Origin of the sequence: Myxococcus sp. CA040A (assembly GCF_013336725.1) — a bacterium.
GTDB lineage: Bacteria > Myxococcota > Myxococcia > Myxococcales > Myxococcaceae > Myxococcus > Myxococcus llanfairpwllgwyngyllgogerychwyrndrobwllllantysiliogogogochensis.
Genome location: NZ_JABUMR010000001.1, coordinates 296,643 through 316,291, shown reverse-complemented (window position 1 = coordinate 316,291; position 19,649 = coordinate 296,643). Strand labels below are relative to the sequence as shown.

Annotated in this window: 19 protein-coding genes; 2 read left to right on the top strand and 17 right to left on the bottom strand. The window is 69.9% G+C overall.

The window, feature by feature from the left end:
• Positions 1 to 14: 14 nt before the first annotated feature.
• The 3 genes from HUA75_RS01360 to HUA75_RS01350 form a co-directional block, all read right to left on the bottom strand.
• Positions 15 to 992, bottom strand: coding sequence for an MBL fold metallo-hydrolase (locus HUA75_RS01360; RefSeq protein WP_174485334.1), 978 nt, complete (start codon positions 990 to 992; stop codon positions 15 to 17).
• Positions 993 to 1,082: 90 nt separating this feature from the next.
• Entirely contained in the window at positions 1,083 to 2,036 is a 954-nt protein-coding gene (locus HUA75_RS01355) for a DMT family transporter (protein WP_371746031.1), read from the bottom strand.
• Between the two features lie 75 nt (positions 2,037 to 2,111).
• Positions 2,112 to 3,095: a GNAT family N-acetyltransferase gene (locus tag HUA75_RS01350; protein WP_174485333.1), complete on the bottom strand. Its 984-nt coding sequence runs from the start codon at positions 3,093 to 3,095 to the stop codon at positions 2,112 to 2,114.
• Positions 3,096 to 3,287: 192 nt separating this feature from the next.
• Between HUA75_RS01350 and HUA75_RS01345 the strand changes: the two genes are divergently transcribed.
• On the top strand, positions 3,288 to 3,848 hold the full coding sequence (locus HUA75_RS01345) for a cytochrome c oxidase assembly factor Coa1 family protein (protein WP_174485332.1): 561 nt from the start codon (positions 3,288 to 3,290) through the stop codon (positions 3,846 to 3,848).
• 86 nt (positions 3,849 to 3,934) lie between these two features.
• Here the strand turns inward: HUA75_RS01345 and HUA75_RS01340 are convergent, their stop codons facing one another.
• The 4 genes from HUA75_RS01340 to fsa all read right to left on the bottom strand — a co-directional run bounded on the left by HUA75_RS01340 (position 3,935) and on the right by fsa (position 7,824).
• Complete coding sequence (locus HUA75_RS01340) at positions 3,935 to 4,900, bottom strand: electron transfer flavoprotein subunit alpha/FixB family protein (protein ID WP_141644298.1); 966 nt, start codon at positions 4,898 to 4,900, stop codon at positions 3,935 to 3,937.
• Positions 4,901 to 4,928: 28 nt separating this feature from the next.
• A complete protein-coding gene (locus tag HUA75_RS01335) occupies positions 4,929 to 5,726 on the bottom strand; it encodes an electron transfer flavoprotein subunit beta/FixA family protein (protein ID WP_141644299.1) in 798 nt (265 codons plus the stop codon).
• A gap of 151 nt (positions 5,727 to 5,877) precedes the next feature.
• Positions 5,878 to 7,014, bottom strand: coding sequence for an acyl-CoA dehydrogenase family protein (locus HUA75_RS01330; protein ID WP_174463225.1), 1,137 nt, complete (start codon positions 7,012 to 7,014; stop codon positions 5,878 to 5,880).
• A 156-nt stretch (positions 7,015 to 7,170) separates the two neighbouring features.
• On the bottom strand, positions 7,171 to 7,824 hold the full coding sequence (gene fsa, locus HUA75_RS01325; protein ID WP_174457545.1) for a fructose-6-phosphate aldolase: 654 nt from the start codon (positions 7,822 to 7,824) through the stop codon (positions 7,171 to 7,173).
• 145 nt (positions 7,825 to 7,969) lie between these two features.
• Here fsa and HUA75_RS01320 point away from each other — a divergent pair, with 145 nt between their 5' ends.
• The gene (locus HUA75_RS01320) at positions 7,970 to 9,034 is read left to right on the top strand and encodes an SIS domain-containing protein (RefSeq protein ID WP_174485331.1); all 1,065 of its coding nucleotides are present in this window, start codon (positions 7,970 to 7,972) and stop codon (positions 9,032 to 9,034) included.
• A gap of 341 nt (positions 9,035 to 9,375) precedes the next feature.
• Here the strand turns inward: HUA75_RS01320 and HUA75_RS01315 are convergent, their stop codons facing one another.
• From HUA75_RS01315 to HUA75_RS01270, 10 genes are all read right to left on the bottom strand, one after another.
• Positions 9,376 to 10,740 (bottom strand): hypothetical protein, encoded by a 1,365-nt coding sequence (locus HUA75_RS01315; protein WP_174485330.1) that lies wholly within the window; start codon positions 10,738 to 10,740, stop codon positions 9,376 to 9,378.
• Positions 10,737 to 11,261 carry a 2-amino-4-hydroxy-6-hydroxymethyldihydropteridine diphosphokinase gene (gene folK, locus HUA75_RS01310; RefSeq protein ID WP_141644304.1) on the bottom strand — a complete coding sequence of 175 codons (525 nt, stop codon included), beginning with the start codon at positions 11,259 to 11,261 and terminating at the stop codon, positions 10,737 to 10,739. Before folK ends, HUA75_RS01315 begins: the two co-directional genes overlap by 4 nt.
• Positions 11,258 to 12,031, bottom strand: a complete 774-nt coding sequence (locus tag HUA75_RS01305) for a fumarylacetoacetate hydrolase family protein (RefSeq protein WP_141644305.1) — start codon at positions 12,029 to 12,031, stop codon at positions 11,258 to 11,260. The genes folK and HUA75_RS01305 overlap by 4 nt, the downstream gene beginning before the upstream one ends.
• Positions 12,028 to 12,843: a 4-hydroxy-tetrahydrodipicolinate reductase gene (dapB, locus tag HUA75_RS01300; RefSeq protein WP_174485329.1), complete on the bottom strand. Its 816-nt coding sequence runs from the start codon at positions 12,841 to 12,843 to the stop codon at positions 12,028 to 12,030. Before dapB ends, HUA75_RS01305 begins: the two co-directional genes overlap by 4 nt.
• A gap of 33 nt (positions 12,844 to 12,876) precedes the next feature.
• Positions 12,877 to 13,764 (bottom strand): 4-hydroxy-tetrahydrodipicolinate synthase, encoded by an 888-nt coding sequence (gene dapA, locus HUA75_RS01295; protein ID WP_174485328.1) that lies wholly within the window; start codon positions 13,762 to 13,764, stop codon positions 12,877 to 12,879.
• Positions 13,765 to 13,780: 16 nt separating this feature from the next.
• Entirely contained in the window at positions 13,781 to 15,022 is a 1,242-nt protein-coding gene (gene lysA / locus HUA75_RS01290; protein ID WP_174485327.1) for a diaminopimelate decarboxylase, read from the bottom strand.
• A complete protein-coding gene (locus HUA75_RS01285) occupies positions 15,019 to 15,258 on the bottom strand; it encodes a hypothetical protein (RefSeq protein ID WP_246137320.1) in 240 nt (79 codons plus the stop codon). The genes lysA and HUA75_RS01285 overlap by 4 nt, the downstream gene beginning before the upstream one ends.
• Before the next feature lie 2 nt (positions 15,259 to 15,260).
• Positions 15,261 to 17,078 carry a TIGR04551 family protein gene (locus HUA75_RS01280; protein WP_254627338.1) on the bottom strand — a complete coding sequence of 606 codons (1,818 nt, stop codon included), beginning with the start codon at positions 17,076 to 17,078 and terminating at the stop codon, positions 15,261 to 15,263.
• A 128-nt stretch (positions 17,079 to 17,206) separates the two neighbouring features.
• Entirely contained in the window at positions 17,207 to 18,028 is an 822-nt protein-coding gene (gene mutM, locus HUA75_RS01275; RefSeq protein ID WP_174485325.1) for a bifunctional DNA-formamidopyrimidine glycosylase/DNA-(apurinic or apyrimidinic site) lyase, read from the bottom strand.
• 586 nt (positions 18,029 to 18,614) lie between these two features.
• Positions 18,615 to 19,562, bottom strand: coding sequence for a Ku protein (locus HUA75_RS01270; RefSeq protein WP_174485324.1), 948 nt, complete (start codon positions 19,560 to 19,562; stop codon positions 18,615 to 18,617).
• Between the last annotated feature and the right edge of the window lie 87 nt (positions 19,563 to 19,649).

Sequence of the window (19,649 nt, the reverse complement as noted above, 5' to 3'; positions counted from 1 at the left end):
ACGCCCTCGCCGCCTCACAGCAGCGACAACTGCTGCGGCTTGCCTCCCAGCGGCCGGGCATCCACGCCCGCGTCCCGCAGCGCCTGCGCCAGCTCCTCCGCGAAGCCGTGACACGTAATCACCTCGCTCGCCCCCGTCGCCTTCACGTAGGCCATCAGCGATGGGAAGTCCGCGTGGTCCGACACCGGAAACGCCACGTCCGCGCCGTACCGCCGCGCCGCGCCCGGGTCCATCGCCCATCCCGTCAGCACCGCCGTGCCTCGTGGCCACAGATGCGCCAGCGCTCCGCCCCGCGCCTGGTGCGGCGGGAAGAACAGCACCTCGCCCGGCTCCACCTTCCCGTGGAAGCACCGCAAGTTTTCAATCGGCACGCCCAGCTCCGCGTAGAGCTGCGCCACCTCGAAAATCGACGAGTGCGCCACCAGCGAGAAGCCCTTGCCCGCCAGAAACTTCATCGCCTCCTGGCTCTTGCCCAGCGGATAGCCCAGCACCACCGGCACCGCGTCCCGCTCGAGCTGCCGCCGAATCCACGCCTCCACCTGCCCCCACACCTCGTCGCGCGGCGGGAAGCGGTAGCGCGGATGACCGAAGGTCGACTCGATGACGAGCGTGTCGCACTCCGCCACCTCCGTCGCCTCCGCCGTCAGCGACGGCACCACGTTCAAATCCCCCGTGTAGACGACACGCCGCCCATCCGCGCGGATGACGCGAAGCTGCGCGCTGCCCAGGATGTGCCCCGCCGGCAACAGCTCCAGCACCAACGGCCCCAACTCGAACGGACGGCGATAAGGCGCGGCCAGCGGCGCACTCACCGGCCCCAGCCGGTGCTCCATGAAGCGCAGCGTCGCCGTCGTGGCGATGGTGCGCTCATGCCTGGCGATGTGGTCCGAATGTCCGTGGCTCACGAAGCTCAGCGGCGACTTGCGCTTCGCATCCAGGGACAGGAGGGTGCCCGTCAGGTGCAACCCGTTTCGACGCAGCTCCACGCTCATGAGAAGGGTCCCGGATATAGCGCGTCCACCCACCCGTGGGCCGCTTCTCTCGCGACCTCCGCCTGTCCGCCCGGGGAGCAGCCCCCGGCGTCAGCCCATCCCCTGCACTCCCCGTCGCCTTGACTTCCACCACATCCAGGCCGGCGACCCCAGCTCCGCCACCAGCACCCCCGTCAGGATGAGCCCACCGCCCATCGCCTCCGGCGCGCCCAGCACCTCGTAGCCCAGCACCACCGAGTACATCGACGCGAACACCGGCTCCAACGCGTAGATGACCGCCGCGCGCACCGCCGACGTCCGCGCCTGTGCCCACGTCTGGATGCTGATGGCCAGCGCGCTCGGCAACAGCCCGCACACCAGCACCGCCGTCACCAGCGACGGAGTCCACTCCACCTTGCGCGTCACGAAGGGCAGGCACGCCGCCGACAACAGCGCCACGCCCCACATCTGCACCGCCACCATCCCCAGCACGCCCTCCTTCGACGCGTAGCGCTCCGTGAGGGTGATGTGCCCCGCGTACGCCACCGCACAACCCAACGACAGCAGCTCTCCCACGCTCAGCCAGCCGCCCCCCTCGCCCGGCGCGGGCCGCGTGAGCAGGTAGAGCCCCACCGCCGACAACGCCACGCCCATCAGCGCCGCGGGCTTCGGCATCCGCCGGAACACCAGCAGCGACAACAGCGGGACGAACAGCACCGCCATCCCGGTGATGAACGCCGAACGCGACGGCGTGGTGAGCGTCAGCCCCCACGTCTGGAGCGCGAAGCCCAGGAACAGGAAGGTGGCCAGCACCGAACCATGGCGCAGGTTCGTCGGGGAGAACACCTGTCGCCCCGCCAACGCGCTCAACACCACCGCGCCCACCCCGAAGCGAAGCGCGAGGAAGGTGAAAGGGTCCGCGAAGCTCAGGGCGTCCTTCACCACCACGAAGGTGACGCCCCAGATGAGGGTGATGAAGAGCAGCGCGCCGTCCGCCTGGAGGCCCTTGAGTCGCTCCAGGCGAGTCGGCCCGCGCCCCATGCTGTCGGGAGTGGAGATGCTCACGGAAGTCCTCACGACGCGAAGGCGCGGCGCGGGTGCTTTTGACTCACCGCGAGCCCTCACGCAACCCCGGCGACTTCAGCGCCCGGAGTCTCGCTCCAGGACCACCAGTCGCTTGGACCGCCCCGCGGCGTCCCAGGCCTCGTTCGTCCGCCGGGTCAGCGCGTCCGATGACCGACGAAAGCCCACCCTCTCGAACGTTCGCAGCGACGCGGCGTTGTCTTCGTCCACATCCGCCTGGACGCTCGGCTCCCCTTGTCGGTGCGCCTCCGCCAGCAGACAGGCCAGCAGCTGCGTGGCCACGCCCATCCGCCGGGCCTGAGGCGCCACCACCAACGAACGCACCCAGACGCCCTCCAGCGGCAATCCCTCCTGCCGATACGAGTCCACCCAGGCGAAGCCGTGAAGCCTCCCCTTCGCGTCCAGCGCACCCGCCGCCGCGCCCCGGCGCTCGGAGTCCTCCAGCCCCCAACGCTCGCGAAGCTGCCGGCGCAGGAAGCTGGCGGACACCACCAGTCGCTCGCTCGCGAAGAGGAGCAGGGCGTCCTGGTCCTCCGCCCGCAGCAGTCGGACCGCCAGCGGCCCCACCAGGTGGCGCCGCAGCGGTTTCGACCAGCCGGAGAAGAAGAAGTCCCTCACACCCCGATAGACTAGCCGGGTCTCGGGCCTCGCCCACGCCGTCGCCAGGGTCCGCTGGGCCACCCAGAGCGCCGGCCGGAAGGGCCTGGGCAACGGCACCCGCCACCGGCCGCGCCGCAGCGCCACCACCCGGCCGAGCACTTCCCCACCCGAGCGCTCCTCCGCGCCCAGCAGCGTGGCCGTCCTCCAGGGACGGGTGGACACCACCACCCGCGCCGTCAGCATCCGCGCCTGACGCACCAGCACCACGTCCCCGCGCGACGTCGCGCCTGGCCCACAGCGCAGCACCCTCACCGCGTCACCGACGCGCAGCAGGGGATACAGGTCCTGGCTTACACCTCGCACCCAGAGCTTCTGGCCCGGAGGCAGCGCCTCCAGCACGTCCAGCAGCACCTCGGTGGACGGCGTCTTCCGCGGCGGCACGCGCCACCTCCAGGGAAGTCCGGCCCCACACGAGCCTTCCCCTGTCGCTCGTCCGCCGGAATCTATCCGCTCCCCTCTCCCACACCAACCGACGCGAGGCGACTGGAACCCGGGGCCCTATCCCGCGCGCTCCGGGCTCGCTAAGAGAGGAGCGCCGCCCCGCCGGGAGGTGGCTCAAGGAGGAGTGAGGTCATGGACGCGACGCCCGAGGGCTCGCTGGCGCCACAGCAGGGGTGGTGGAGCCGCAACTGGAAGTGGTTCGTGCCGGTGGGCTGCCTGGGCGTGCTGGCCTCGTGCGGCTGCCTGGGCTTCGCGCTCGTGGGGCTCGGCTACTCGTCGTTGAAGAACATGGACGCCTTCACGGAGGCGGTGGCCATTGCCCGCTCCGACGCGGAGGTGCGCACCGCGCTGGGCTCGCCCATCGACAACGGACTGCCCAAGCAGACGTCGGTGCGGACCGTCAACGGCGTGACGCACGCGCGGCTGGCCATTCCCCTCGACGGACCCCAGGCGGACGGCATGCTGCACGTCGACGCCAAGAAGCAGGGCGAGGGCGAGTGGCGGTACGACACCCTCGCGGTGGAGCTGGAGGACGGCACGCGCATCGACCTGCGCGACGACGCGCCCCAAGCGCCCGACGCGTTCCCCGAGGACGAAGGCGCGGAAGAAGCGCCCCTGCCACCTCCAACGGAGCCGCCCGGTGGAGACGAAGACGCCCCGGAGCGCGGACGCGACAGCGACATCGAGCTGTAGGCGCGAACACCGGAAACGACGAAGGGGCGGCGCGGGGACACTGCCCCACGTCGCCCCTCGTCTTGAGCCCCTTGCGGGCCGGAGTGCTACTTCAGCTTGTGCAGCTCCGTGCGCAGCTCGGGGAGGACCTTGAAGAGGTCCGCGACGATGCCGTAGTCGGCCACCTGGAAGATGGGCGCCTCGGCGTCCTTGTTGATGGCGACGATGGTCTTCGAGCTCTTCATGCCCGCCAGGTGCTGGATGGCGCCGCTGATGCCCGCGGCGATATACAGCGACGGAGCGACCACCTTGCCCGTCTGGCCGACCTGCAGGTCGTTGGGAACCCAACCCGCGTCACACACCGCGCGGGACGCGCCCACCGCGGCGCCCAGTTCGTCCGCCAGCGCCTCAATCTCCTTGAAGTCGCCCTTGGTGCCACGGCCACCGGAGATGACGACGCGCGCCTCGGTCAGCTCCGGGCGAGCGCTCTTCACTTCCTTGAACTCGACGAACTTGGTCTTCGACGCCTCGACCTTCGGCGCGAAGGCCTTCACCTCGGCGGCGCCCTCGCCCGTACCGGCGGCGGCGAACTCCGTGGCGCGCACGGTGAACACCTTCACCGGCGTGGTGAGCTTCACCTCGGCGAACACGTTGCCGGCCCACATGGGACGGTTGAAGGTGATGTCCGCGCCCGAGCCGTTCAGGCCAGTGATATCCGTGGCCATGGCGGCCTTCAGACGCGCGGCGAGGCGGGGCAGCAGGTCCTTGCCCTGGGCGGTGGACGCCATGCCCACGTAGTCCGCCTTCAGCTCGGTGGCGAGCGTGGCGAGAACGGGGGCGTACGTCTCCGCGAGGTAGTGCTCCAGCTCCGCGGCGGCGCCCACGTGGACGGCCTTGGCGCCGGTGCCCTTGAGTTCGTCGGCGACCTTCGCGGGGTCCTTGCCGATGAGGGCGATGTGCAGCTCCGCGCCGGCCTTGTCGGCCAGCTGCTTGCCCGCGGTGATGGCGTTGAGAGAGGCCTTGCGAAGGTGCCCGTCCGGCTGCTGCTCGGCGACGATGAGAACGATTGGCATGGGAGTGTCTCCGTATCTTCCGAGAGGGTTAGACGACCTTCGCCTCGTTGCGCAGCTTGTCCACCAGCGTGGCCACGTCCGGCACCTTGATGCCGGCCTTGCGCGCGGGCGGGGACGAAAGCTTCACGATCTGGATCTTCGGGGCGACATCCACGCCCAGCTTCTCCGGCGTCAGCTCCTCGATGGGCTTGCTCTTCGCCTTCATGATGCCCGGGAGGCTGGCGTAGCGCGGCGTGTTGAGGCGCAGGTCCGTCGTCACGACGGCGGGAAGCTGGCACTCCAGCGTCGCAAGCCCGTTGTCGACCTCGCGAATCACGCGCACGGCCTTGCCGTCCGCGGTCAGCGTCACGGCGGGGACCTTGTTCTTCTCCTGCTCGCTCTCCATCGACTCCACCTTGGAGGCGAACGTGGCCTGACCCCAGCCCAGGAACTCGGCCAGGTACTGGCCCACCTGGTTCTGGTCGTCGTCGATGGACTGCTTGCCCAGGATGACGAGGTCCGGCTTCTCCTTCTCCGTCACCTTCTGGAGCAGGGCGGCGATGCCGAACTGGTCCAACGGGCCGGTGTGGTTCACCCACACGGCGCGGTGAGCCCCCATGGCCAGGGCGTGCCGGAGCTGCTCCTGCACTTCCTTGCCACCGATGGACACCACCACCACTTCACCCTGGTGCTTGGCGACGAGCCGGAGACCTTCCTCCACGCCAATCTCGTCGAAGGGGTTGATCTTGTACTTGAGCCCCTCCTGCACGATGCCCGAGCCGTCGGGCTTCACCTTGATTTTGGACTCGGGGTCTTCCACGCGCTTGGCGGTGACGAGGATCTTCACGGCTGGGCTTCTCCTTGCGGGAGGCGTTTATGAAGGCTGGAAAACAGTCCGTGCGGTCCGCATTGACGCGACGCGCGAACGGTCTGGGTTAATAGGCATCCGGGTGTCACGGCGGCAATGGGAAACGGCCGCCGGACACAGTTCTGCTTTTCTACCTGAACAGTTCCTTCGCGATGACGAGCCGCTGGACCTGACTGGTGCCCTCGTAGACCTGGATGAGCTTGGCGTCTCTCATCAGCTTCTCGACGGGGTACTCCTTGATGTAGCCGTAGCCGCCGTAGACCTGGACCGCGTCGGTGGCGACCTTCATGGCCATGTCCGCGGCGAAGGACTTGGCGTAGCTGGACTGCAGGGTGTTGCGCTGCCCCTGGTCCAACAGCCACGCGCTCTCGTAGGTGAGCATGCGGGCCGCGTGGGTGTTCATGGCCATGTCGGCGATCATGAACTGGATGGCCTGGTGCTCGATGATGGGCTTGCCGAACGTCTTGCGCTGCGAGGCGTACTCCATGGAGTGCTCGAGCGCGGCGCGGGCGATGCCCACGGAGAACATGGCGGTGAGCGGGCGGCTGTTGTCCAGGGTCGCCATGGCGATGGCGAAGCCCTGGCCCTCTTCACCGATGCGGTTCTTCACCGGGACGCGCACGTCCTCGAACGTCAGCGACACGGTGTCGCTGGCGCGCTGGCCCATCTTGTTCTCGTGCTTGCTGACGGTCAGCCCCGCGGGGCGACCTTCCACGACGAAGCAGGTGATGCCCTTGTGCTTCTTCGTCTTGTCCAGCGTGGCGAACACCGTGTACTGCTCGGCGTGGCCACCGTTGGTGATGAAGCACTTGGCGCCGTTGATGACGTACTCGTCACCCTCGCGGCGCGCCGTCGTCTGCATGTTGGCGACGTCGCTGCCGGCCTCCGGCTCGGTGAGACAGAAGGAGGAGAACTTCAGCCGCTCGGCGAAGTGGCTCAAGAGGCGCTTCTTCTGGTCCTCGGAGCCGTGGAGGATGATGGGGAGGTTGGCCAGGTCGTTGGCGATGATGGACGTGGCCACGCCCGCACAGCCCCAGCTCAGCTCCTCCGCGACAATCGTCTGGTCCAGGTGCGACAGGCCCACGCCGCCGTACTCCGCGGGGGCCGCCATGTTGAGCAGGCCCAGCTCGAACGCCGTGGCGAGCAGGTCCCGGGGGAAGGTGGCCGTCTCGTCGTAGTGCGCCGCCTTGGGGCGAACCACCTCGCGGGCATACTTGCGCGCCGCCTGCTGGAGCGCGCGCTGGTCCTCGGTGAGCTGGAATTCCATGAGATTCCTCGGGGTGCGTCGACGTGTTGATTCGGAAGTCAACGAATACATGCCGCGCCGCGAAATCTCCAGCCCAACCCGCCTGGGAAAGTGGAGCCCAGGGGGGCGAGCGACACCCCGGGGGCCACGAAGGCCCTCCGGGGACCCAGGGTGCGTCTACTTCTTCGCCTTGGGGACCTTTTCCCAATCCGCGAGGAACTTCTTGATGCCCGCGTCGGTGAGCGGGTGGTTCGCCAGCTGGGTGATGACGCTGTAGGGCAGCGTGGCGACATGAGCGCCCATGCGGGCGGACTGGAGCACGTGCACGGGGTTGCGCACGCTGGCGACCAGCACCTGCGTGTCGAAATCGTAGTTCTGGTAGATCTCCAGGATGTTGGAGATGAGCTCCATGCCGTCCTGGGAGATGTCGTCCAGCCGTCCGACGAAGGGCGACACGTAGGTGGCGCCGGCCTTGGCGCACAACAGGGCCTGGTTGGCGGAGAAGATGAGGGTGACGTTGGTGCGGATGCCCTCGGCGGTCAGCGCCTTGACGGCCTTCACGCCCTCGACGCCCATGGGAATCTTCACGACGACGTTGTCGTGAATCTTCGCCAGCACGCGGCCCTCGGCGATGAGCCCGTCGGCGTCCAGGGACACGGCCTCCGCGCTGATGGGGCCGTCGACGATGGAGCAGATCTCCCGGATGGTCTCTTCCAGCCCGCGGCCGACCTTGGCCAGCAGGGACGGGTTCGTGGTGACGCCGTCCACGCAGCCCATGGCGTGGGCCTTGCGGATTTCCTCGACGTCCGCGCTGTCGATGAAGAACTTCATCTCGTCACTCTCCTGGGTGGCCCGGTGAAGGGCTGGAAAAGGAATCGGCCTGGGGGGCCGGGCGAGCAGGCGCGTAACCGATGCCCCCCCACGCGTCAAGGGTGGCCACGGTGGTGTCCGGCAGGTACAAGGCGAAGCCGACGCCATGGCCCGCTCCCCTCGCTCCGCCGTCAAGAAGCCCCGTCTGCGCGCCCTCCCCGGCCGCTCCACGCCAGCCCCTTCGCCCGAGCCCGAGCCGGACGACGAGGCACTGCTCGCATGCGCACGCGATGTGCTGGAGGCGGAGGCGAACGCCATCCTTGGCGTGACGACGCGGCTGGGCGCGCCCTTCCTCAAGGCCGTGCGGCTGGTGCGCGCGTGCGCGGGCCAGGTGATTGTCACGGGCATGGGCAAGGCGGGCCACATCGGCCAGAAGCTCTCCGCCACGCTGGCCTCCACCGGCATCCGCTCCGTCTTCCTGCACCCCGCCGAGGCCGTGCATGGAGACCTGGGCCGCGTGGCGCGCGGAGACGTCATCCTCGCCCTGTCCAACAGCGGCTCCACCGAGGAACTGCTGCGCCTGATGCCCGCTTTCAAGCGCATGGCCACGCCGGTCATCGCGCTGACGGGGGATGCTCAGAGTCCGCTGGCGAAGGGCTCGGACGTGGTGCTGGACATCGGCCGCATCGCGGAAGCGTGCCCCATGGGCATGGTGCCCACCGCGTCCACCGCCGCGCTGCACGCCTTGGGCGACGCGCTCACCATGGCGGTGATGCGCTCGCGCCCCTTCGGCACGGATGAATATGCGCTCCTGCATCCCGGTGGGAAGCTGGGCCGCTCCGTGCAGCGCGTCTTCGAGCTGATGCGCACAGGCCCGGCCAACCCACTGGTGCGCGACATCGCGCCGCTGTCGGAGGTCGTCGGGGTGATGACGAAGACGCCGGGACGTCCGGGCGCCGCGTGCGTGGTGGACCGACGGGGACGGCTGGTGGGCATCTTCACGGACGGCGACTTGCGCCGCCGCGTGGAGCAGGGCCTCACCGACTTCGCCATCCCCGTGCGCGACATCATGGGGAAGCAGCCGCGGTGCGTGACGCCGGACACCCTGGTCATCGCCGCCACCGCGCAGATGCGCGAGCTGCGCGTGGACCAGCTCCCCGTGGTCGACGTCGAGGGCCGCGCCGTGGGCCTGCTCGACGTGCAGGACCTGCTCGCCGCGAAGTTCGTCTGAGCACTCGGGCGTCGCGTGGCTGCTTCCGGGTGGCTCACTCCGACGGAAGCGGAGGCTCCCAGCGCGCCGGACTCGATGGCGTGCCACGGAGCAGACGAGCGACTCCGTGCATCGGGCGGCTGCTTCCCGGTGGCTCACTCCGGCGGAGGCTCCCAGCGCTCCGGACTCGATGGCGTGCCACGGAGCAGACGAGCGACTCGGAGCATCGGGCGTCGCGTGGCTGCTTCCGGGTGGCTCACTCCGACGGAGGCGCCCAGCGCGCCGAGCTCGACGGCGTGCCACGGAGCAGACGGCGCCTCCGAGCCTCGGGCGTCGCGTGACGCCCGTGCTCGATGTGGCGCCTACTGCGTGAGCTTCGCCTGGAGCCCCGCCTTGTTGGCGTAGTCCGGCGCGTCCGTGGCCAGCTTCTCCCACAGGGCCTTGGCGCCCTTGTCGTCGCCCTTGGCCTTGAGGGTGTCGCCCAGCTTCTCCACCGACGCCGGGTCCGTCTGCACCGCCACGCCCCACACACGCGCGGCCATGGGACGTCCCAGGCCCGTCAGCGCCCAGGCCATGCCCGCCTTCGCGCGGCCATTCTCCGGCTGGAAGGGCACCACGCGCGTGTAGTTGCCGAGCGCTTCCTGGAAGCGCCCCTTCGACAGGTGCTCCTCGCCCTCGTCCACCAGCTTCGCCAGGCCCTGCTCCAGCTCCGGCGTGCGCTCGGTGTTCTGCACCGCGTCCACCATCTCCCGCGTCAGCGGGCGCGGCGCGTCCGGCCCCTGCGCCGCCGGCGCCTGCGCCAGCCGGATGCGACGGTCCTCGGCACGCGACGCGAGCAGCTTCGCCCGGCCCCCCGCCTTCACCGTCTCATCCACCAGCGTCACCAGCCGCTTCGCCGCCGCCGCGCGGGATGAGGCCGGATTCATCGCCTGCACCGCCTCGAAGCCCTCACGCGCCTGCTTCAGCGCCGTCAGGTCCTCGCCCTTCGTCTCGAACAACACCGCCGAGCGCCCGTAGAGCGCCTCCTCGTGCCGGGGCTCCACCTCCAGCACCGCGCCGTACGCCACCAGCGCGCCCGCCGCGTTGCCCGACAGGAAGAGCGCATTGGCGCGCATCACGCCCGTCTCCAGCGCGGGCTCCAGCGCCGCGCGAGCACACGCCGCCGCGCCCGCCACGTCGCCCTTCTTCGCGCGCTCCTGCGCCACCGCGCCCATCGCCTCCAGCGCCTGCCCGGGCGTGAAGCCGCAGCCCGCCGCCTCCGCCGTGGCGAGCGCCGCCTTGCCCAGCTTCTTGCGCTGCGCGAGGAACACGTCGCGCACCGGCTTCGCGCGCTCGTCCGCCTGGAGCAGGTACGTGCCCGCCTCCGCGTTGCGGCCGTTCAGGTAGTACAGGCGCCCCAGCGACGCCGCGATTTCAAAGGTCTTCTCCCGCCCCTGCAGCCCCTCCGTCGAGTCGAGCTGTCGCAGCAGCTCCTCCGCGGACGGCGGCGCCTTGCCGGTGCCGGACAACGGAGGATGACCCGAGGGCAGCTCCCCCGTGGGCGCCGCGGTGGGCGATGCGCCACCTTCCACGGCGGGATGGCCTTCGGGAAGCGCGCCTCCCGAGGGAGCGGACGGCTTCGCGGGCGACACCTGGGTCCCCGGAGGGACGGGCGGGTGACCAGGGGGCAACGGGGAAGGCTCGGCGGCGAGCAGCGCCGCGGTGGCCAGGGCCAGGGAAAGGTTCATGTCTCGTTGCTCGGCAGGCTCGCTTCGGGCCACGCGGTGGCCTCACTCCTGCGGACATCCTGCGGGGCGAGTTTCCCGAGGAGCTCCTTCACCGTCATTCCCAGCACGGGGTGCTGCAAGGCAGGCGACAGCTCCGCCAACGGCTCCAGGGCGAAGCGACGCTTGTGCAATTCCAGATGGGGAACCTGAAGGTGAGGGTCGGCCACCACCTGGCCCTCGCAGAAGAGGATGTCCAGGTCGATGGTGCGCGGGCCCCAACGCTGCTCGCGCCGCCGCCCCAGGTCCTTTTCAATCTGCTGAAGGATGACCAGCAGCCGCTGCGGCGACAAATCGCAGTCCAACGCCACCACCGCGTTCAGATAGCGCGGCTGCGGCGGCCCCACCGGGGCGCTGTCGAAGAGTGAGGAACAACGAAGCACGGCCACCGCATCGATGCGGGACAGCGCGGTGAGAGCGGCGACGAGGTGGGATTCGCGGTCCCCCTCGTTCGAGCCCAACCCGACATAGATGATGGTGCTCACGGCTCCATCTCAACTGGATTGAGCAGCGTCCCGATTCCCTCGATTTCGACCTCGACCGAGTCGCCGGCCGACAGCTTCCCTACACCCGACGGCGTGCCGGTGCTGATGAGGTCCCCCGGCAGCAGCGTCATGATGTGGGAGATGAACGCCACCAGGCGAGCGGGGCTGAACACCATGTCCGACGTGCGGCTGTCCTGGCGCACCTGCCCGTTCACCCGGCAGGAAATCTGGAGGTCCGACGGGGACAGCCCCGTCACCGCCCACGGGCCCGCGCACGCGAAGGTGTCGTAGCCCTTGGCGCGGGTGTGCTGCGTCTCGCGCTTCTGGATGTCGCGCGCGGTGACGTCGTTGAAGCACGTCAGGCCCCAGATGGCGCGCGCGGCCGTCGTCTCGTCCGCGTTCTTCAGCCGCTCGCCGATGACGAGCGCCAGCTCCGCCTCGTAGTGCACTTCCTGGCTCGCCTTGGGGATGCGGATGGGCGAGCCCGGGCCGTTGAGCGCCGTGGAGGGCTTGGTGAAGATGAGCGGCTCGGTGGGGACGGGCTTGCCCATCTCCTCCGCGTGCTTGCGGTAGTTCTGACCGATGCAGACGACCTTCGACGCGTCCGAGGGAACCAGCAGCGTCACCGCCGACAGCGAACGGCGGATGCCCGTGTCCTTGACCCCGCCCACCCAGGGGGCCGAGGAGAGCACCACCACCTCGGAGCCCTCGACGCGGCCATGGTTCGCACGGCCTTCGTGGAGGAAGCGGCAGTAGCGGGCGGTCGTCATGAAGTCCTCTGGAAGCCGAGTACGTCGGCCATGTCATACAGCCCCGGAGGGCGGCCCACCACCCAGCGCGCCGCGCGCAGCGCTCCCAGGCCGAACTGGTCTCGACTGGTGGCCCGATGCGTCAGCTCGATGCGCTCGCCCTCACCGAAGAAGTACACGGTGTGCTCGCCCACCACATCCCCGCCCCGCAACGTCTGCACGCCAATCTCGTCGGGGGGCCGAGCCCCAATCTGTCCGTGACGGGCGAACGCCAGGTCGTCCTGCGTGCGCCCCAGCGCGGAGGCGAGCACTTCCGCCAGCCGCAGCGCGGTGCCGCTGGGCGCGTCCTTCTTCATCCGGTGGTGCGCCTCCAGGACCTCCACGTCGAAGCCAGGCCCCAGCACCCGCGCCAGCTCCGCGGCCACGCGGATGACCACGTTGACGCCCACGGACATGTTCGGCGCCGCGACGATGGGAATCACCTTCGCGCTCTCCACCAAGAGCGCCGTGGCCTCCGGCGAGAAGCCCGTGGAGCCACACACGAAGGCCACGCCGCGCGCCGCGCACGCCTTCGCGTGGGCCACGCTCACCTCGGCGCTGGTGAAGTCGATGACGACGTCCGCCGTCGCCGTGTCGAGCGCGCGGGCCAGGTCATCCACCACCTGCACCTCCAGCGCGCCCAGCCGGGCGGCCAGGCCCGCGTCCAGGCCCACCGCGGCGCTGCCCGGCCGCTCCGTGGCGCCCACCACCTGGAGGTCCTCCGCGTCACGCGTCAGACGCAGCAACGTGCTGCCCATGCGACCGGTGATGCCGGTGATGACGATGCGAATCATGTGGCCGCGCTCCTCGGTGTCGTGTCGTGGCGCTCAGTGCTTCAGCAGGCCCAGCAGTCGCAGCTCGTCGCCGAGCTTCTCCGCGTTGGGCGCGGTCATCGGCACCAGCGGCAGGCGGACTTCCGGCCCGAAGAGGCCCAACAGGTGCAGCCCCCACTTCACGGGGATGGGGCTGGACTCCACGAAGAGCAGCCGGTGCAGGTTGTTCATCTTCACCTGCAGCTCACGCGCCTTGGCGAAGTCACCCGTGCGACCCGCGGCCACCAGGTCCGCCATCAGCCGGGGCGCGACGTTGGAGGACACGGAGATGACGCCCTTGCCACCGCACGCGATGAAGGGCAGCACGGTGAAGTCGTCGCCGGACAGGAGCGTCAGCCGGTCTCCGCACTTCTCCAGGATGTCCACCGCCCGGGCCATGTTGCCGGTGGCCTCCTTGATGGCGACCACTTCCGGGAAGTCGCACAGCCGCTGCACCGTCTCCGGCAGCAGGTCCACGCCCGTGCGGCCCGGGACGTTGTAGGCGACAATCGGGAAGCCCGGGTGCGCGCGCGCCACCGCGCGGAAGTGCTCCACCAGCCCCGCCTGAGTGGGCCTGTTGTAGTACGGCGTGACGATGAGCGAGCCATCCGCTCCCGCGTCGCGCACGCGCCCAACGCTCGCAATCACCTCCGCGGTGTTGTTGGAGCCGGCGCCGCCCAGCACCTGCACGCGGCCTTTCGCCTCCTCCACCACCACGCGCACCGCGCGGGCCTGCTCATCGGCCGACATGGTGACGGATTCGCCCGTGGTGCCCATGGGCACGAGCACGCTGGTGCCGCCTTCAATCTGCTGGCGCACCAGCGCCCGGTAAGCCGACTCGTCGAGCGCGCCGTTCCGGAACGGAGTCGCGAGCGCCGTCATGGAACCTTCGAAGGTCTTCATTCCGGCGCTTATATGTTCAGGCCCGCTCGCCGCGCCAGAGATCCTCGGTGCGCTCGCGCTCCCTCACCACCCGCCACGCCTCTGCGTCCACCAGCACCTCGGCCGGGCGGGGACGGGAATTGTAGTTAGAAGCCATGCTCATCCCGTAAGCCCCGGCGCTGAGGAAGGCATACAGCTCGCCCGGCTGGGGGAGGACCAGGGGACGGGCCCTGGCCAGCACGTCGGTGGACTCACACACCGGCCCCACGACGTCCACCTCCACCGCCTTGCCCCGCCGCTTCAGGAGCGGAATGAAGGCGTGGTGGGCTTCGTAGAGCGCCGGACGGAGCAAATCGTTCATGCCCGCGTCCACCACGGCGAAGCGTTTGGCGGGCGTCTGTTTGCGGTAGAGCACGCGCGTGAGCAGCACCCCCGCGTTGCCCACCAGCGAACGTCCCGGCTCCAGCACCAGCCGCGCGCCGGTGTCCTTGGTCGCGTCCAGCACGACGCGCGCGTACTCCGCCGCCGAGGGAGGCGTCTCGTCCGAGTAGGTGATTCCCAGGCCCCCGCCCACGTCCAGGTACTCCAGCGTGTGCTTCTGGGCCTTCAGCGCCTGGTACAGCCCCGCCACCTTGGTGAGCGCCGCGCGCAGGGGCGAGCTCTGGGTGAGCTGCGAGCCGATGTGACAGTCCAGGCCCGCGGCCCGCACGCCCTTCATCTTCTTCGAGCGCGCGTAGAGGTCCACCGCCTCCTCGAAGGGGACGCCGAACTTGGACGTCTTCAACCCGGTGGCGATGTAGCGGTGCGTGCGCGGGTCCACCTCCGGGTTGACGCGCAACGCGAACGGCGCGCGGCGTCCCAGGCGACGGCCCACGGCGTCCAGCCCCTCCAACTCCTCGGCGCTCTCCACGTTGAAGAGGAGGATTCCCGCGGCGAGCGCGGCCTCCATCTCCTCCGGCGTCTTGCCCACGCCCGCGAACACCGTCTTCGCCGCCTCGCCGCCGGCGTGCCGCACCCGGGCCAGCTCGCCGCCGGAGACGATGTCGAAGCCCCCGCCCAGCCCCGCGAACAGCCGGAGGATGGCGAGGTTGGAGTTGGCCTTCACCGAGTAGCAGACCAGGGGCCGAGCGTCGGCGAACGCGTCCGTCACCGCGCGGAAGTGCTGGGTCAGCGCGGCGGTGGAATAGACATAGGTGGGCGTGCCCACCGCGTCGGCGATGGCGGGCAGCGGCACCGCCTCCGCGTGCAGTACGCCCTTGCGATACGGAAAGGAGCTCACGGTGTCCCAGCGTCGACGATGGTGGTGGGGGTCAGGACCCCGCCGTCCGTCGTCGGAGTAATCGACGGCCCTGAGGACTCCACGCTTACGGGCGCGGTGTCCGACGGCGGCGGAGGGGTCTCCGTCGCCGGCACCGGCGCCGCCAGAGGCGGTTTGGCCGGACCCTTGATGCCGCACGCCACCATCCCCAACACCAGGACGGTGGCGACCCCGAGCGACGTGAGGGCGCGCTTCATGGCTAGAACTTCACGCCCAGCCAGCCGCGGATGCTGTGCGGCGTCTCAAGATCCGCCTTCAGGGCATCCGTGTAGGCCTGCAGACCGCCCATGGGGAAGAGGATGCCGTAGGCGATACCCGCGAGGAAGCCGTCCTCGGTGGTGTAGTCCACGCCTGCGTTCACTTCCACGCCCAGCGACTTACTGGTGAAGGACGGCGTCGACTCCGCGTAGAGCGCCTGCGAGTAGATGAGGCGGCCATACAGGTCGATGCCCGGCGCCACGGCGTACTTCACGGACGGGCGCACGTAGAACGCGTCGGTGACGCCGCCAATCAGCTCACGCCAGAGGATGAGGTCGATGCGGTAGTCGCGGTTGAAGCGGAAGTTGCGGATGGCGGAGTCGGAGCAGCCGCCGCCGTCGCAGCGGTACTGAGGACCTTCCACGTCACCCGGGTTGGTGTAGTCGTTGGTGCCCGAGCCTTTACGCCCCGGGTAGTTGCCGAAGCCCGGCGCCTTGTCACCGGAGGCGAAGCCCAGCTCCAGCCCCAGCGTCAGCTTGTTGTCCGCGACCTTCACTTCGCCCTGGGCCACGCCGCCGAACTGCGCGACGCTCAGGCTCTGGTCGAACGTCGTCTGATTCGCCGCGAGCGCGCGGTTGCCGATGTTGCCGAGCACCGCCGCCAGCTCGAACTCCAGGCGCCAGTTGCGCTCCTCGTAGCGCAGCCACAGGTCCGGGATGTACAGCGAGGCGTCGCGGGGGATGAAGGCGCCCGTGGGCTGGTTGTTGGCGTCCTTCACGTTGTCGTAGTTCTGCGTGCGCCACGTGAAGTGCAGGCCGTACTGGAGCACGCCCTGGTTGTTGTCCAGCTTGGAGCGGATCTGCGCATCCGTGTCCCGGCGGGCGATGGCCAGCACCCAGCTGTGGGCGTCATCGGCCTGCGTCAGGTCCACCGGCTCACCCTGGGCGCCGCCCCGGTACTGCGAGCCCTCGGAGTTGAAGTCCAGCATGGGCGTCACGTACCAGCCCGCGAAGGGCTCGGTGACGAACTGGATGCGGTCCACCGTGTCGCCGTAGTCGCAGTCGAAGCAGTTGCCGTCGTTGCGCAGCATGCCCAGACCCCAGTGGCTGCCCATGCGACCGAAGCGCAGGATGCCCACCGGCGTGTTCACCTCGCCATAGGCGCGGCGCAGCTTGATGGAGTCCGACAGCGTGTCGCCCAGCGACTCCTGGTCCTCGGAGAAGATGGTGAACACGTTGCGCTGGTCGCCCGGGTAGAGCGAGTCCGGCGTGGAGCCCATCACCACGTTGTCCAGGCCGTCCACCTGGAGCTTGATCTTCACCTGCTCGGACACGTTGAACGTGGGGTCCAGGCGCAGGCGCATGGTCGCGAAGGACTGGGTGTTCTCCCCCCGGCGGCCCGACACGGCGGGGAAGATATCCTGGTTGGGGACGGGGACCCTGCCCAGGTCGAACTTGTAGAAGAGCGTGGGGCGCAGGCGGAAGTAGCCGTCGAGGGTGAAGACCTCCAGCTTGCGCTTCTCCTCCGGGTACTCCTCGCTCCACTCCTCGCCGTTGAGGGACTGCTTGGCGGCCTCCGCGCGAATCTCTCCGCGCAGCTCCTGCTTGGTGGCCTCCAGGTCGTCACGGGTAACGGACTCGCCCTCGGCGGCGGGGGGCTGCACGGCGGCGGGCGCCGCGGGAGCGACAACCGGCGGCTCGGCGGGGGCGGGGGCGGGCGCGGCCTCCGCGGGCGCGGGCGGAGGCGTGCCCCCAGCCGGCACCTGGGCGGTGGCCGTGGAGGAAGCGACGAGCAGCGCCGCCAGCAGGACGTGAGACATGGGCAACGATCTCCAGGGCCGCTCGGGGCGGCCGGGTCGGAAAGGCGGGCGATTCAAGCCACGGGACAGGGGGGTGTCAACGCCAACCGGGACGCGAGTTCGCGCCGTCAACGACAGGACGTCCAGGGTCATTTCCCTGTCCTCCCCCGGGGTTGGCACTTCGGACAGGCATAAGTGGTGCGTCCGGCCTGGGTGAAGGACTCCACCGGCGAGGCGCACTTGGAGCACGGGCCGCCACCGCGCCCATACACCAGGAACGGGTTCTCGGAGCCTCCATCCTCGAGGTACACGGGCTCCTCGCCCTGCTGCTCCTCGAGGCCGAAGTCGATGCTGGCCCGGATGGCATGGACCAGCCGCTTCCAGTCGTCCGGGGTGAGGGTGGAGGGCTTCCGGGCGGGGTGGAGGCCCGCGCGAAACAGGGCCTCCGCGGCGTGGATGTTGCCCAGGCCGGCGATGCGCGCCTGGTCCATCAAGGCGATCTTCAGGTCCTGTTTCGAGGACGCCACGGCCTGTTCGAGCTGGCCGGAGGTGAGGCCATCCGCCAGCGGGTCGCGGCCCAGGGCCTTCACGACGTCCAGGGAGCGCAGGCCCGCGGAGGGCGTCGGCTCCATGCGGCCGAACATGCGCGCGTCGGCGAAATGGAGCACCTGCCCGTTGTCCAGGTGGAAGCGGGCGCGGCTGTAGGGGACGACATCGCCTTCGGAGCGCCGGACGAACTTGCCCGTCATGCCCAGGTGGCCGAGGAGTCCTCGGCCTTCCTCGAAGGCGAAGAGGAGGTACTTGCCCCGCCGGACGAGGGACTCCAGCCGGCCGTGAAGCAACGCGAAGTGGCCGCGCTCGGCGCCGCGAAAGACGCGGGTGTCATCCGCATCCGCGCGCACGAGGCGTCGTCCATCGAACCAGCGCACCAGATTGCGCCGGGCGATTTCCACTTCGGGTAACTCAGGCATCCGCTCGGGCACATAGCACCGGCGCCCTCCCAGCCCACGCATTTCTTGCGCCTGTCGTCTCGCGCACATGCCCCGGGGCGCCGGCGGCGGTGCCCCGAGCACCCCCACCCCAGGCCCCGGCGACAGGTTCTCGGACGGGCCTGGGAGCGGAACGACCCCGGTGGGCCCGGGCAAGAAGAGGGACGCATCCCGGCGGCGATCAGCGGTCCTGGGTTCCCGGGGCGCCGCGCGAAACAAGAGGAGCCCGTCGAGCCAGTGCTTCAGGGCAAGACGAGGGACGCACTGCGGCGGCGATCAACGGTGCTGGGTTCCCGGGGCGCCACTCGAAACGGCATGGACCCATCGGGTCAGGATGAGGAACTCACCCCGGCGGTGATCGGTTCCCGGGGCGCCACTCGAAACGGCATGGACCCATCAGGTCAGGATGAGGAACTCACCCCGGCGGTGATCGGCTCCCAGGGCGCCGCTCGAAACGGCATGGACCCATCGGGTCAGTCCGTCAGGGTGGGTGGCTCTCGGCGGCGAGCATCACCACCGGTCCCCCGGAGGACCGTGCGACGCGGCGCGCATCCATCGAGCCATCTCCTCAGGGCGAGGGCTCACCGCCCTCGTCATCCACCCCGCCTGGGGTCGACTCCCGTTCGGGGGTCGGGGTGTCTCCTCCCCGTTCCCGGACCTCGCGGGCCGCAACCCGGGGGCGCAGCCTCAGCGCCCCTTCCACTGGCGGCAGCGGCTGTCCCGCCCGAAGCGCGGCCACCCCGCGCTCCAGCGCGCCCAACAATGCCCCCGTCTCGGCTTCGCGCGGAGTCACCTCGGGAGCGGGCCGAGGCCCACGTCGCGTCCGAGCCTGCGCACGAGCCCGGCGCTCCAGGAACGCCAGCACCCGCTCGCGGTGGACATCCGGGTAGCGCCCGGGCTCGAAGTCGGCGGAGCGCGCCTCGATGAGCCGCAGCGTTGCCTCCAGTTCCCCGGGTTCGACGGCGTCCCCCGCCATCCCCTGCTCGGAGAGCTGCTCCCGCGACACCACTTCGTCCACGGCGTGCAGCGTGGACAACACGAGCCCCCGCGCATGTGGCCGCACGAGACACAGGTGCCCCTTCTGGTACAGCACCCACCGCCCGACGCCCACGCGGCCCGACTCCCGCAGCGCCGCCGCCAGCAGCGCGTGCGCGTGCTCCGCGCCCTTCGCGGGCATCAGATGAAACGACGTATCCACCAACAGCGAGTCCACCCGCGCGGGGTCCACGAACTCCTCCAGCGCGATGACCCGGCTGGCCATGGGGTCCAGCGCCTCCAGCTCCCCGCTCGTCACGGTGACCTGCCGGCCGTCCGCCAGCGTGTAGCCCCGCACCACGTGCTCCAGCGGCACCTCCTCACCGTCCGCGGAGCACACCCGTTTGTTCTGGATGCGCGCGCCGTCCGCGTCGTGCCGCAGATGGAACTGGACCTGCCGGGACACGACGGCGCCGTGCACCCTCACCGGGAGCGTCACGGGGCCGAAGCTCAGCGAGCCCACCCAGACCGGACGCGACATCATTACCTCCTCGGGTGCCCATTCCTTTCGACACCCGCCACCCCGAAATCTCCGGCTGCTCGCATGACACGACAAGGCTCGGCGGGT

Bases quoted from the DNA above. Each gene is read 5' to 3' on its own strand.
- HUA75_RS01360 (WP_174485334.1), bottom strand. From the start codon at position 992: ATGAGCGTGGAGCTGCGTCGAAACGGGTTGCACCTGACGGGCACCCTC.
- HUA75_RS01345 (WP_174485332.1), top strand. From the start codon at position 3,288: ATGGACGCGACGCCCGAGGGCTCGCTGGCGCCACAGCAGGGGTGGTGG.
- HUA75_RS01340 (WP_141644298.1), bottom strand. From the start codon at position 4,900: ATGCCAATCGTTCTCATCGTCGCCGAGCAGCAGCCGGACGGGCACCTT.
- HUA75_RS01330 (WP_174463225.1), bottom strand. From the start codon at position 7,014: ATGGAATTCCAGCTCACCGAGGACCAGCGCGCGCTCCAGCAGGCGGCG.
- fsa (WP_174457545.1), bottom strand. From the start codon at position 7,824: ATGAAGTTCTTCATCGACAGCGCGGACGTCGAGGAAATCCGCAAGGCC.
- HUA75_RS01320 (WP_174485331.1), top strand. From the start codon at position 7,970: ATGGCCCGCTCCCCTCGCTCCGCCGTCAAGAAGCCCCGTCTGCGCGCC.
- HUA75_RS01315 (WP_174485330.1), bottom strand. From the start codon at position 10,740: ATGAACCTTTCCCTGGCCCTGGCCACCGCGGCGCTGCTCGCCGCCGAG.
- HUA75_RS01305 (WP_141644305.1), bottom strand. From the start codon at position 12,031: ATGACGACCGCCCGCTACTGCCGCTTCCTCCACGAAGGCCGTGCGAAC.
- dapB (WP_174485329.1), bottom strand. From the start codon at position 12,843: ATGATTCGCATCGTCATCACCGGCATCACCGGTCGCATGGGCAGCACG.
- dapA (WP_174485328.1), bottom strand. From the start codon at position 13,764: ATGAAGACCTTCGAAGGTTCCATGACGGCGCTCGCGACTCCGTTCCGG.
- HUA75_RS01285 (WP_246137320.1), bottom strand. From the start codon at position 15,258: ATGAAGCGCGCCCTCACGTCGCTCGGGGTCGCCACCGTCCTGGTGTTG.
- HUA75_RS01280 (WP_254627338.1), bottom strand. From the start codon at position 17,078: ATGTCTCACGTCCTGCTGGCGGCGCTGCTCGTCGCTTCCTCCACGGCC.
- mutM (WP_174485325.1), bottom strand. From the start codon at position 18,028: ATGCCTGAGTTACCCGAAGTGGAAATCGCCCGGCGCAATCTGGTGCGC.
- HUA75_RS01270 (WP_174485324.1), bottom strand. From the start codon at position 19,562: ATGTCGCGTCCGGTCTGGGTGGGCTCGCTGAGCTTCGGCCCCGTGACG.